Here is a 13,713-nt window from a genome sequence, read left to right on the forward strand (position 1 = left end):
ATGAGGAGCGTGTAGAAGGTGGAAGATCGGTGGTATCTGGCGGCGCTTCTGCGCTGTCCGCAGGTGGGCAGCGTTCGTATGCAGCGGCTGCAAAGCGTATGTCCTGCGGCAAAGGACATATGGTCGATGACTGCCGCGGAACTGCGTGCGACAGGAGTGCTCACGGATGCCGCTGCCGACGCACTTGCGCGGCACATACAGGGGGATCCTAATCTGCCGGAACGCATTGCGGAGGACTGCCGACGCGCTGATGTGTCGATGGTGACGATGGAGGATGAATGTTATCCGCTCGTTCTGCGCGAGATCTTTGACCCACCGCTCGTGCTCTACTATCGCGGCACACTTCTGCCCGATGCACGGCGCATTGGCATCGTCGGTGCGCGTAAATTCTCAGGCTATGGGGAGGCTGCCGCGCTCGAGTTTGCGGAGCATCTCGCGGCGGCGGGAGTCACCGTTGTCAGCGGTGCGGCGCGTGGGATCGACACGCGCGCGCATCGCGGTGCACTGCGCGGTGGACGAACGGTTGCGGTTCTTGGCTGTGGCGTAGATATTGCCTATCCGCCCGAGAACCGCCGTCTGTTGACGGAGATCGTCGCGGCGGACGGAGCAGTCCTTTCCGAGTATGCCCCCGGGACACAGCCACTGCCCATGTTCTTCCCTGCACGCAACCGCATCATCAGCGGACTTGCGGAGGGGGTGCTTGTCGTTGAGGCGGCACGGCGCAGCGGCTCTCTGATCACTGCTGAGATGGCACTCAGCGAGGGTCGTGAAGTCTATGCGATTCCCGGCAGCATCTATTCGCCGCAGAGCGGCGGCTGCCATAACCTCATCCGTGCAGGGGCGCGTCTTGTGGAATCTCCACGTGAAATTCTCGAGGAGATGCACCTCGTGGCACAGCCGCGCCGCTCTGCGCGTGCACAGCTGACGCCGGATGAGGCACACGTCTATCAGGTGCTCTCCTTCGATCATGCGCTGACCATGGATGAAATCATCGACAGTCTGCCCGTGAGCACGACAACGAGCCTCCCGCTCCTTCTCCTGCAAATGCAGCTGAAGGGCGTTATCATAGAGAATGAAATGCACGCCTATCGGCGTGCCGAAAGGAACTGACGGATTGGCGACGCAAGCATCTGCCCGCAAGGCGAAAGCCGGCACAGCGAAGAAAACGAAGACAGCGAAAACGGCAGGAAAAAAACCACAGAAAAAAATACTGGTGATTGTGGAGTCTCCTGCAAAGGCAAAGACCATCGAGCGGCACCTCGGCAAACAGTATACCGTTCGTGCGTCGATGGGACATCTGCGCGATCTGCCGAAAAGTCAGTTCGGCATTGATGTGGAACATAACTTTGAGCCGAAATACATCAATGTGCGCGGTAAGGGGGGCCTGATCCGCGCGCTCAAAAAAGAGGCAAAGGACGCCGATAAAATCTATCTGGCAAGCGATCCTGACCGCGAGGGGGAAGCAATCGCTTGGCATTTGGCGCACATTCTCGGCGTTGATCCTGCGACGGACTGCCGCATCGTCTTTCACGAGATCACGAAGCCTGCGATTGAGGAGGCTGTGCATCATCCGCGTCCCATTCACATGGCGCAGGTCGATGCTCAGCAGGCACGACGGATGCTGGACCGCATCGTCGGCTATCAGCTGTCACCGCTCCTCTGGCGCAAGGTGCGCAAGGGGCTTTCTGCCGGACGTGTCCAGTCGGTCACGGTACGCCTGATCTGCGACCGTGAGCGCGAGATCGAGGCCTTTCAGTCCGAGGAGTACTGGACCGTCGAGGCGAAGCTGAAAAAGGATAAACATGCCTTTATCGCCGAGGTGACACATGCACACGGCAAGAAACTCGCCCTACACAGCGAGGCAGAGACGAAGGCACTGACGGATGATCTGGCACAGCAGAAATTTTCCGTGCAGGAGGTCAAGCGGAGTGAACGCAGGAAGAAAGCTGCGCCGCCCTTTACGACCAGTTCTCTGCAGCAGGATGCGGCGCGTAAGCTTGGATTTACGTCGGGACGCACGATGATGATCGCCCAGCAGCTCTATGAGGGCGTTGTTCTGGGGCGTCACGGTGCGACCGGTCTCATCACCTATATGCGTACCGACTCGACGCGCATTTCAAATCTTGCCGTGGATGAGGCACGCAGTTTTCTCAGTGAGGAGTACGGGAAGGAGTATGTTCCGTCTCGTCCCAATGTCTACGCGATGGGGAAGAAGGCGCAGGACGCACATGAGGCAATCCGTCCGACAAGTATCCTGCGCACGCCCGCAGAGGTGGAGAACTATCTGAACCGCGATCAGCTCCGTCTCTATACGCTAATCTGGCAGCGGTTTGCCGCCAGTCAGATGTCTGCCGCCGTCTACAACACCATCGCGGCACAGATTGCGGCAGGGGACTATCGCCTCCGCGCGCATGGCTCAAAGCTGAAGTTCAAGGGATATACCGCTGTCTACGTTGGGGCGGAAACAGCAAAGAAGGAGAAGGACACGCTCCTGCCCGACCTCGTGGATGGTGATCCCCTGACGCTGGGGGCGTTGAATCCCGAGCAGCACTTTACCGAGCCGCCGCCGCGCTATAACGACGCGTCGATCGTCAAGACACTCGAGGAACTGGGGATTGGGCGTCCGAGCACGTACGCGCCCATCATCGAGACCATCCAGAAGCGCGGCTACGTGGAGCGGCGGGAAAAGCAGTTCCGTCCGACGGAGCTGGGCTTTATCGTCACGGATATGCTCGAGGAGCATTTCAAGAACATTGTCGATGTCAAGTTCACGGCGAATCTGGAGGGAGAACTCGACGGTGTCGCCGATGGGACGCTCGACAAGAATGAGCTGCTCGGCAGCTTTTACAAACCGTTTGAACAGACGCTAAAAAAGGCGGAGGATGCCATCGGTACGGTGGAACTCCCCGAGGAGGTCACCGATATCCCCTGCGATAAGTGTGGCCGCATGATGGTCGTCAAACAGGGGCGTTTTGGCAAGTTCCTTGCGTGTCCCGGCTTCCCTGAGTGCCGCAACGCAAAGCCGCTCCTGCGCGACACGGGTGTCGCGTGTCCCAAGTGCGGCGGGCGGATCGTCGAGCGAAAGAGTCGACGCGGGCGCGCGTTCTTCGGATGCGACCGCTATCCCGAATGTGACTATACAACGTGGGATGAGCCCCAGAAGGAGACCTGCAAGACCTGCGGTGCCTTTATGCAGAAGCATCGCTACCGTACGGGGCGCGCCATTCTCTACTGCAGCAACGGGGCATGCCCTTCGCGTATCGGCAGCCCCATCGAAAAGGAACTGGCGCGCCAGAAAAAGCGTGCACAGGAAGCCCTTGAAAAGACGAAGGAGACTGATGCTGCGGCAAAGGAGCCGGCAACGAAACGAAAGACAAGTGCGCGTAAGGGGACACGCTCGTGAGCGGCGTACGCATCATCGGGGCCGGACTTGCTGGTGCCGAGGCAGCATGGCAGGCGGCTGAAGCAGGAATTGCCGTGGAGCTTTTTGAGATGCGTCCGCTGCGCCGTTCGCCGGCACATAAGACGGATGCCTTTGCGGAACTCGTCTGCAGCAACTCCCTGCGGGCGGCGGGGCTGATGAATGCCGTCGGCGTGCTCAAAGAGGAGATGCGCCGCATGAACTCCATCATCATGCAGGCGGCAGATCATACGGCTGTTCCTGCCGGCGGCGCACTGGCGGTGGATCGCGAGGCGTTCAGCGCCTATGTGACGGAACGCATTGTGCAGCATCCACTGATCCATGTGCATCACGAGGAGATCACGGAGCTGCCCTCCACGGATGACAGCGTCCTCATCGTCGCCTCCGGACCACTGACCGATGGGCAGCTTGCGGAGGCGATACGTCGCCTGCTTGGCGATGATGGGCTATATTTCTATGATGCAGCGGCACCGCTTGTCAGCTTCTCCAGCATTGATATGAATGTGGCGTACCGCGCCTCGCGCTATGGGAAGGGCGAGCCCGCCTATATCAACTGCCCCATGAATGAAGCGGAATACGATGCCTTCTGGCAGGCACTGACGACGGCGGAGGCGGCAGAGACACATGATTTTGAAAAAGCAATTTTCTTCGAGGGCTGCATGCCGGTCGAGGTCATGGCAGCGCGCGGGCGCGATACACTCCTCTACGGTCCGCTGAAGCCCGTCGGCCTTGAGCATCCCGTGACGGGGGAGCGTCCATACGCTGTGGTGCAGCTGCGGCAGGACAACGCAGCGGGATCGATCTACAACATCGTCGGATTCCAGACCCATCTCAAGTGGCCGGAGCAACGGCGTGTTTTTCAGATGATTCCGGGGCTGGCAGCGGCGGAGTTCCTCCGCTACGGTGTGATGCACCGCAACAGCTTTATCAGTGCACCGCGGCATCTGCGTCCGACGTTCCAGTATACGGGAGATGATCGTCTGCTGTTTGCGGGGCAGATGACCGGTGTGGAGGGCTATGTCGAGTCCGCCGCCTCGGGGCTTGTCGCGGGGAAAAATGCCGCGCGGCTGGCACGGGGGGAATCACCTGTCGTATTTCCCGCCAGCACCTGCCACGGCGCACTCACACACTATATCACGACCTGTGATCCAGAACACTTTCAACCCATGAACATCAACTTCGGGCTGCTGCCGCCGCTCGCGGATTTGCCGCGCCGCACGCGCAAGCCGGAGAAAAAGAAGATGCTGGCAGAGCGTGCATTGGAGGACTTGGAGCATTTTCTGGAAGGAGAGACACTGTGACATTTCATGCAACAACCATTGTGGCGGTCAAAAAGGATGGAAAGGTTGCCATCGCGGGCGACGGTCAGGTGACCTTCGGCGAGCGTGCGATCATGAAGGCGAACGCGCGCAAGGTGCGGCGTCTCTATCATGGGAAAATCCTTGCGGGATTCGCGGGCTCGGTCGCAGACGCGTTTACTCTTTTTGAAAAGTTCGAGGTCAAGCTGGAGTCGTACAGCGGCAATCTCCAACGCGCTGCCGTGGAGCTGGCGAAGGACTGGCGTACGGACAAGGTACTGCGCAAACTGGAGGCACTTCTCCTCGTTGCGGATCAGGACAGCATCCTCATGATCTCCGGCAACGGCGAGGTCATTGAGCCGGATGGTGACTGCACGGCGATTGGCTCGGGCGGGTTCTTTGCCCTCGCGGCGGCACGTGCGCTCGTGGCGCATTCGGCGCTGGATGCACCCGAAATAGCAAAGGAGTCTCTCTCGATTGCTGCGGATATCTGCGTCTATACGAATCATCACATCACGGTGGAGGTACTGGAATCATGAGTCAGATCGGAGTCAACGAACAGACGCCGCGCGAGATCGTCGCCGAGCTCGACAAGTATATTGTCGGTCAGCACGAGGCGAAGCGCTCGGTCGCGATCGCTCTGCGCAACCGCTGGCGGAGCCGTCAGCTCGATGCGGATATGCGCGAGGACATTATTCCGAAGAACATCCTCATGATCGGCTCGACCGGCGTCGGCAAGACGGAGATTGCCCGCCGTCTGGCGCGCCTCGTGCGTGCGCCCTTTCTGAAGGTGGAGGCGACCAAGTTCACCGAGGTCGGCTACGTCGGACGCGACGTGGAGTCCATTGTGCGCGATCTCGTCGAGACCTCCGTGCGGATGGTGCGTCAGCAGAAGATTGAGGAAGTGGAGGACAAGGCAAAGGAGAACGCAGAGGAGCGCCTCATCGATGTCTTTGTTCCGCCGCCGAAGAAATCGACGAATCCGCTCGGCAGCCTGTTCTCCTCGCAGGAGGATGAGCCGGAGGAGAAAAAGGAAGAGCCGCCGAAGTATCAGGCGGGACGTGAGTGGATGCGCAAGCGGCTGCGCTCCGGTGAGCTCGAAAATGATGTCATCGAAGTCGAGGTGGAGGAATCCGCGCGCCCGATGGGCAATATGTTTGCCGGCTCCTCCTTGGAGGGGATGAGCGACAACCTCCAGTCCATGATCGGGAAACTCGTGCCGAAAAACCGTCACAAGCGCAAGGTGACAGTCGCACAGGCGCGCAAGATCTTCGCGGCCGAGGAGGCGGACAAACTCGTCGATATGGATGTTGTCGCCGAGGAGGCAGTGCGCGCTGCCGAGTACAGCGGCATCGTCTTCCTCGATGAGATTGATAAGGTCGCCGTGAGCAATGGACGCAGTGCGGGCGCCGACATCTCGCGTGAGGGCGTTCAGCGCGACATCCTGCCGATTGTGGAGGGCTCTACGGTTGTTACGAAGTATGGCCCTGTCAAGACCGATCATGTCCTCTTCATCGCGGCAGGGGCATTTCATACGGCGAAGCCGTCGGACCTCATTCCCGAGCTGCAGGGGCGTTTTCCGATTCGCGTCGAGCTGAAGTCGCTCGTCAAGGAGGACTTCGAGCGCATCCTCACCGAGCCACGCAACGCACTCATCAAGCAGTACAGTGCGCTGCTCGGCGTGGAGGGCGTCTCTCTGCGCTTTGCAGATGATGCCGTCAGCCGCCTTGCGCAGCTGGCGGAGACCGTCAATGAGCAGACGGAAGACATCGGCGCACGACGCCTCTACACGCTGCTCGAAAAACTCTTGGAGGAGCTTTCCTTTGACGCGCCCGATCTCACGGAGAAGGAGGTCGTTATCGACGCAGCGTATGTTGACCGTTGTCTCGCGGACATCGCCGGCGACCACGACGTATCGCGATTTATTCTCTGACAACAGGAAGCACGGATAAACTCAGCCACGCCATCACGATTGACGGACTTCACTTTATCCGTGCTTCCGATAAGAACGGTTTGGATGAGTCCAAGCCGTTTTTTCTATTGCCTAAGTGTGCATTTTATGAGATAATTCAGAGTGAAAGAATCTGTGCAGGGGGTGCGGCTATGGACGAACAGGGGGGGCTCTTTGCACGGGCGGCATATCAGCCGCTCGCGGAGCGCGTTCGTCCACGCACGCTTGACGACTTTGTCGGGCAGCAGCATCTTCTGGGGCAGGGGAAGATACTGCGCCGCCTCATTGAGAGTGACCGCATCACCTCGATGATTTTCTGGGGACCGCCCGGCGTCGGCAAGACAACGCTGGCGCAGATCATCGCCGCGCGTACGAAGGCGGAGTTCATCACGTTCTCTGCCGTGACGAGCGGGATCAAGGAGATCCGCACGGTGATGCAGGAGGCGGATCGGCGCCGTATGTACGGGGAGCGCATCGTTGTCTTTGTCGATGAGATTCATCGCTTTAACAAGGCACAGCAGGATGCGTTTCTGCCGTTTGTGGAGAAGGGAAGCATTGTCCTCATCGGCGCGACGACGGAAAATCCCTCCTTTGAGATCAACAACGCTCTGCTCTCGCGCTGTCGTGTCTTTGTCCTGCAGGGGCTGACGGAGGCCGACATCGAACGCCTCCTCCGCCATGCGATTGCAACGGACAGAGAGCTGTCGCAGATGCACATCCATCTGTCCGATGATGGGATCACTGCCGTCGCCGCCTTTGCCAACGGTGATGCACGCAGTGCGCTCTCGACGCTCGAGATGCTCGTCCTCAATGCGGATGAGCGGGATGGCGAGCTATACATCACGGAGGAGAATCTCGCACAGTGCATTACGCGAAAATCCCTGCTCTATGACAAGAACGGCGAGGAGCACTATAATCTCATCTCGGCGCTTCACAAGTCCATGCGAAACTCAGACCCGGATGCGGCAGTTTATTGGCTCGCGCGGATGCTGGAGGCGGGGGAGGACCCGCTCTATGTGGCACGGCGTGTGACGCGTTTTGCCGCAGAGGATGTCGGACTTGCCGACCCGCGTGCGCTGGAGCTTGCCGTCGCCGCCTATCAGGCCTGTCACTACATCGGGTATCCCGAGTGCAACGTCCATCTGACGCAGGTTGTCGTCTATCTTTCGCTCGCACCGAAATCGAACGCCATGGAGACGGCATATCTCGCGGCGGCGGCCGATGCCCGCACGATGCTCGCCGAGCCCGTCCCACTGGTGATACGGAATGCACCGACGCGGCTGATGAAGGATCTGGATTATGGCAAGGGCTATCAGTATGCGCATGATGCAGAGGAGCACATCACCAATATGCAGTGTCTTCCGGACGCGTTGGTGGGACGCGCGTACTATCAGCCGACGGATCAGGGAATGGAGAGCCGTTTTCGGGAGCGGCTGGAGTGGATCAAGGCGTGGAAGGCAGAGCATGCCCCCAAGAAGAATAATGGATAAATATGTATGACGAGGAAGGAGCTCCTGCGTTGGATGGGAAGCTGAAACTGTACGGGTTTAACAACCTGACGAAGGCGCTGAGTTTCAATATTTATGATATTTGCTATGCGAAGTCGGCGCGTGAGCAGCGGGATTACATCAAGTACATTGATGAGCAGTACAACTCCGACCGTCTCACGAAGATTCTTTCGCAGGTGACCGATATGATCGGTGCGCGGATCCTGAATATTGCAAAGCAGGACTACGAGCCGCAGGGAGCGAGCGTGACGATGCTCATCGCCGAGGAGGCAGCGGTCATCTCGGGAAGCAAGAAGCCCGTCAACGGAACAGCACTGACGGGGGAGACGATACTTGCCCATCTAGACAAGAGCCACGTCACCGTACATACCTATCCTGAGTTTCATCCCGATACGAGCATTGCAACCTTTCGCGTGGATATCGACGTCGCGACCTGCGGAGAGATTACACCGCTGCAGACGCTGGACTATCTCATCAGTCAGTTCGACTCGGACATCATCACGATGGACTATCGTGTACGCGGCTTTACGCGCGATCTGCAGGGACGCAAGCTGTTTATGGACAGCAAGATGACTTCCATCCAGGAGTTTATCAAACAGGAGACGCTGGATGAGTATGATGCCGTGGACATCAACCTCTATCAGGCAAGCCTTTTCCATACGCGGATGCTGATCAAGGAGCCGCAGCTCCAAAACTACCTCTTCAATACGGATGTCGATGAGATCCCGCCCAAGACACGGCTCCTCATCAGTACGAGTCTGCGCCGCGAGATGATCGAGATCTTCAGCGGGAGAAACGTGTACTAGGTATTTGTGTGCTGGGAGATGATCGGATGCCGCTCTATAAAAAATCGCTTTTGATTCTCCTGGCGCTGCTTGGTGCTGTCCTGATCGGTGCGACCTACGGCTACTATCGAGAGCAGGATGCCATCGCGCTCGACGCGGCGACGACCGAGCACGTCGAGCCCCTGCGCAAGGTTACCGTCTATGTCTCGGGTGAGGTAAAGAAGCCCGGGCTGGTCACGCTGGATGAGGACAAACGCGTCGCCGATGCGGTGAATGCTGCCGGCGGTGTGATCGAGACCGCAGACGTTGACCATATCAATATGGCGGCGCATCTTGAGGATGGAATGCAGATACGTGTGCCCATGCGCCTGCGCGATGCAGGAGAAAAGGGAGCGGCGGCATCTCCCGGCAGGCAGGCAGACGGAAAGATCAATCTCAACACGGCGACCGAGAAGGAGCTGCAGGAGCTGCCCGGCATCGGTCCCGCCATGTCTGCGCGTATCGTGGAGTATCGTGAGAGCAATGGCGCATTTCAGTCCATCGACGATATCAAGAAGGTGCGCGGCATTGGTGCGGCTAAATTTGAAAAACTGAAAGATCGTGTGACGCTATGAAAACGGGACAGCACCCGCTGCGCTTCCTCATGGGGCTGCTGGCGGTGTTTTGTCTCGGCATTGTCTGTGGTGCCTGCTGCGGTATCTCTCTTTCCGTGCATCGTATCTATCTTATCGCCGCCATCCTGATCTTTTTTTCAGCCTCCGTTATCCTCGTTCTGAAACAGCATGAACGAACATGGATCGCGTTTGTGGGGCTTTTTTTCGTTGCGGGGATGTTTCGATTTGCGGGGGCGTATGAGCTGCCGGCGCAGGATATATCTCGTGCGGCAGGAGAGGAGACTGTTGTCTCTGGGATCATCACGGAGATGCCGCGCGTCACGGAGCGCACGGACGGGTCGCGGCAGATTCGCTATACTGCAGCGGTATACGCTCTGGGGCAAGGCGATGCAGAGCGTACGGCGAGCGGACAGCTGCTCCTCTATGAACGGGAGGAGGAGGATACGTCACCGCATGTGGGGCGCATTGGAGACAGGATCACGGCAGAGGGGAAGATTCGCCGCCCCCATGGATATCAAAATCCTGGGCAGATAGACACGGCGCTCCTCCTCCGCACGCAGGGGATCACGGCCTCTCTGTCGGCACATCGGGGGAGTGTATCCATCGAGTCCCGTGATGATATCTCTCTATGGGAGCAGTGGATGCGCCGCGCGGCAGAGATTCGTACGCACTATCTTGAGCACATGCGTGCGGTCATGCCGCATACAGATGCGGCGGCAATCTTTGCGATGCTGTTCGGCGGCTATGAGGGAATCGACCCCGCCCTGCTAGAGGCGTATACAACAACGGGGATCGTTCACATTCTGTCCGTGTCCGGTTCTCATATCAGTCTGATTGCCGCCGTGATTGCGTGGATTGCTGTGATCCTGCGTCTGCCGCGAGGGCTCAGTGCCGCTGCTGTACTTTCTGCGATTTTTTTCTATGTTCTGTTGGCGGGTATGGTACCGCCTGCCGTACGCTCCGGCATCATGGGCGGGGCCGCCTTTATCGGACTGGTGCTCGGGCGCGAGCGCGACGCAAAGTATCTGCTCCTTTTGACAGGGCTGCTCATGCTTATGGTGTCGCCACTGCTCCTCTTTCACATCAGTTTTCAGCTGTCTTTTTTGGCGACGGCAGGGCTTCTCTTCCTCGCCCCTGTCCTCGCAGGAAAGATGCATCGTCTGCCGCGCCTCGTTTCTATGGCTTTTTCCATTACGATTGCCGCGCAACTCATGGTGCTTCCCGTACTGGCATGGTATTTCAATCAGGTGTCGATCTCCGCGCTCCTCGCCAATCTTATCGTTGTGCCCATCGTTGAACTCATCATCATCATGGGACTCTTTGCCGGTATTGTCACCTATCTCCTGCCGCTCCTCGGCGGCATTCTCTTTGCCGCTGACAGCGTCTTGCTCGGCATATCGTTTGAGCTGACACGCGCCCTAGCAGCTCTTCCCCTGTCCAAGGTATGGCTGCCGTCGATGGGGCTTTTCCCATCGGTCTGCTATTATGTGGTGATCCTGATCCTCTGTGCACCATCCGAGATGCGCAGGAAGATCCTATCGCGTCTCTTAACATATCGCCATATTGTCGCTGTGCTGTGTCTCGCCCTCCTTGTCGGTGTGTGTGCGTGGCGGATGATCATGCCGCGCGAGATGGCCGTACACTTCATCGATGTGGGGCAGGGGGACTGTGCCCTCGTTGTGACGCCGCACGGACATGCGATGCTCTTTGATACGGGCGGAACGCGAGACGGTGCGTTTGATGTTGGCGCACGCGTCGATGTTCCCTATCTTCTCCACTACGGTGTGCGCGAGGTGGACTACATCTTTCTCTCGCATGCCCACGAAGACCATGCGGCAGGCGCGGGGGCGATTCTCTCCCGTCTGCCGGTAAAACACGTCTATACGGCGGATGAGGGACGCCATGCCTACGCCATGAGCATGCGCCTCGGCGATGCAAATCCTCTGCTGTCGAAACTCAGCCGGGCGGAGGCGGGGGAGACCTTTGTTCTGGACGGAGTTACCGTGGAGGTGATCTATGCACCGGCACGTGACCCATCGGACAATGCGACGGGCAACGAGGTGTCGAACGTCTACCGTATCCGCTACGGTGATGCGTCCTTCCTATTTACGGGCGATCTCGTTCGGGAACATGAGCTGAAGATGCTCAGTGCGGGCACGGATGCCTCTGCAACCGTTCTAAAAATCCCGCATCATGGCTCGCATACATCCAGTTCAGAGGAATTTATTCGTGCCGTTCATCCCATGTATGCCGTCTACTGTGTCGGTGCAGGGAACAGCTTCGGACATCCGCATGCCGACGTGGTGGAGCGCTATGATCGGATGGACATAAAAACGCTCCGAACGGATGAGGACGGCGCGATTGTCTTTCATACCGACGGGCATCATCTCTCGGTGGAAACCTTTGCCGAGGGGCGACTGATACGTGAAATGAACGAAAAGTAGCATCCTATGGTTTCCCTTTTGTCGCCCACTCATGGGATTTTGCTTTGGATTACCACAGCACTGGAAACGTACTTCCGCAGGACATCCGAGTGAGACTTGACGCATTCACAGAATGGCTGATAGAATAAACTATAGTTGAGGACAGAATTCACGTAGAGACAATATCCGCACTGTCACAGGGCATCCTGCCAGCCAAATGAGCGGGATGGATGTGTCAGCTTCTTGGGAGAAGAAAACATGGCAAGCTGGAGCGGAATCCGAAAAAAACTCGAAAAGGACTATCTGGCGCTGAGCCTCAGAGGGCATATTCAGTACTATGCGACATCGTATAGCAAGAGCCCGGATCACGAGGGACGCGCCGCTATACGATACAATGGAAAAGAAATCATCAAGGGCTGTTACTACAATAATTGGCTGAAAGCAACTCATTTTCCACAAGGTGAGACTTACGAAAAACGCATGAAAAAAGAATTTGCGTTCATGGATGACACTGCCTTACGGTTGGGCGTGTTCGATCAACGATCATTCTATCGCGCCTTTACGGAATTTGAGCAGCAATGTATCGAAGCGAGCCTCAAGAGCGAAAACTTGCTCGTACGCATATTTGCCGTATTGGATCGGCGCGTTGGGAAAAGGAGGCTGCTTGCGATGAAAGAATCCATCACAGAAGAACCAGCAGTGTTTCAGGAGTTTTATGCCATCCGTGCGAAGGCAGAAGAATTGGAGTAGAGCGGAATAAATCCATTTTTTGTGAATGGTGGGATCGTTCAGAGCGGACAGGATGAAAAATATGATGCAAAATGACAACGTAATCGACATACCAAGTCTCCAGTGGTACCCGGGGCACATGCGAAAGGCGGAGCGTCTGGTTCAGGAGAATCTAAAGTCGGTGGATGTGGTGGTAGAGCTCCTCGATGCGCGCATTCCGATGAGTTCTGCAAATCCTGTTCTGCGAGAGATTGTGGGCGGGAAGCCGCGCCTCATCGTGCTGAACAAGGCGGATCTTGCGGATGAATATGTGACACGTGCGTGGGTCAAGTATTATGCCGCAGAAGGGCTTTCTGCGGTTCCCGTGGACGCCGTGAAGGGGAAGGGAACGAAGGAACTCGTACAGGCGATTGCGCGCTGCGCAAAGCCGAAAACGGATAAATTGGTGCAGCATGGGGCGAAACCACGTGCCGCACGCTGTATGATTCTCGGCATTCCGAATGTCGGCAAGTCGTCACTGATCAATCGGCTGTCGGGCGGCACGAAGACAAAGGTAGAGAACCGTCCCGGTGTGACTCGCGCAAAGCAGTGGATTCGCCTTGGTGCACAGCTCGAGCTGCTGGATATGCCCGGCATCCTCTGGCCGAAATTTGAGGATCAGCAGGCGGCGCTTCATCTTGCATTTACAGGGGCAATCAATGACAATGTTTACGATGTAGGAAGTGTGGTGCTGCTTCTCCTGAATCGTTTGAGAGAGGACACTCCGCAGTCGTTGTGTACGCGTTATCGACTGGATGAACCTCTGCCTGAGGGGATTGAGTTGCTTGATGCCATTGGACGAAAGCGCGGATGCCTCCGCGCTGGCGGCAAAATTGATTACGAAAAGTCAGAGCAGGTAATTTTGTCGGATTTTCGGAGTGGCAGACTAGGGCGGATTTCTCTAGATGCAGTGCCGTGCATCCCATCAGTATAAGCAGTGCGGTG

The 13,713-nt window shown here is 57.5% G+C and carries 11 protein-coding genes; all 11 read left to right on the top strand.

Features of this window, described 5'->3' with window-relative positions:
• Window positions 1-18: 18 nt before the first annotated feature.
• The 11 genes from dprA (at window position 19) to ylqF (ending at window position 13,702) form a co-directional block, all read left to right on the top strand.
• On the top strand, window positions 19-1,110 hold the full coding sequence (gene dprA, locus ADJ74_RS08895; RefSeq protein ID WP_009442564.1) for a DNA-processing protein DprA: 1,092 nt from the start codon (window positions 19-21) through the stop codon (window positions 1,108-1,110).
• Window positions 1,073-3,403 (top strand): type I DNA topoisomerase, encoded by a 2,331-nt coding sequence (gene topA / locus ADJ74_RS08900; RefSeq protein WP_172664526.1) that lies wholly within the window; start codon window positions 1,073-1,075, stop codon window positions 3,401-3,403. Before dprA ends, topA begins: the two co-directional genes overlap by 38 nt.
• Window positions 3,400-4,722, top strand: a complete 1,323-nt coding sequence (gene trmFO, locus ADJ74_RS08905; RefSeq protein ID WP_050343605.1) for a methylenetetrahydrofolate--tRNA-(uracil(54)-C(5))-methyltransferase (FADH(2)-oxidizing) TrmFO — start codon at window positions 3,400-3,402, stop codon at window positions 4,720-4,722. The genes topA and trmFO overlap by 4 nt, the downstream gene beginning before the upstream one ends.
• Window positions 4,719-5,258, top strand: coding sequence for an ATP-dependent protease subunit HslV (gene hslV, locus ADJ74_RS08910; RefSeq protein ID WP_050343607.1), 540 nt, complete (start codon window positions 4,719-4,721; stop codon window positions 5,256-5,258). Before trmFO ends, hslV begins: the two co-directional genes overlap by 4 nt.
• Complete coding sequence (hslU, locus tag ADJ74_RS08915; RefSeq protein WP_009442560.1) at window positions 5,255-6,652, top strand: ATP-dependent protease ATPase subunit HslU; 1,398 nt, start codon at window positions 5,255-5,257, stop codon at window positions 6,650-6,652. Before hslV ends, hslU begins: the two co-directional genes overlap by 4 nt.
• A gap of 170 nt (window positions 6,653-6,822) precedes the next feature.
• A complete protein-coding gene (locus ADJ74_RS08920; RefSeq protein ID WP_050343609.1) occupies window positions 6,823-8,160 on the top strand; it encodes a replication-associated recombination protein A in 1,338 nt (445 codons plus the stop codon).
• Between the two features lie 2 nt (window positions 8,161-8,162).
• On the top strand, window positions 8,163-8,984 hold the full coding sequence (gene speD / locus ADJ74_RS08925) for an adenosylmethionine decarboxylase (RefSeq protein ID WP_009442558.1): 822 nt from the start codon (window positions 8,163-8,165) through the stop codon (window positions 8,982-8,984).
• Window positions 8,985-9,010: 26 nt separating this feature from the next.
• Entirely contained in the window at window positions 9,011-9,577 is a 567-nt protein-coding gene (locus ADJ74_RS08930; RefSeq protein ID WP_050343611.1) for a helix-hairpin-helix domain-containing protein, read from the top strand.
• The gene (locus ADJ74_RS08935) at window positions 9,574-12,021 is read left to right on the top strand and encodes a DNA internalization-related competence protein ComEC/Rec2 (protein WP_050343613.1); all 2,448 of its coding nucleotides are present in this window, start codon (window positions 9,574-9,576) and stop codon (window positions 12,019-12,021) included. The genes ADJ74_RS08930 and ADJ74_RS08935 overlap by 4 nt, the downstream gene beginning before the upstream one ends.
• Before the next feature lie 237 nt (window positions 12,022-12,258).
• Window positions 12,259-12,750, top strand: a complete 492-nt coding sequence (locus ADJ74_RS08940; RefSeq protein WP_050343615.1) for a hypothetical protein — start codon at window positions 12,259-12,261, stop codon at window positions 12,748-12,750.
• 61 nt (window positions 12,751-12,811) lie between these two features.
• Window positions 12,812-13,702, top strand: coding sequence for a ribosome biogenesis GTPase YlqF (gene ylqF, locus ADJ74_RS08945; RefSeq protein WP_050343617.1), 891 nt, complete (start codon window positions 12,812-12,814; stop codon window positions 13,700-13,702).
• Window positions 13,703-13,713: the final 11 nt, after the last annotated feature.

The sequence above is a fragment of the Selenomonas sp. oral taxon 478 genome, from assembly GCF_001189555.1.
In the GTDB taxonomy this organism is placed as follows: Bacteria; Bacillota; Negativicutes; order Selenomonadales; family Selenomonadaceae; genus Centipeda; species Centipeda felix.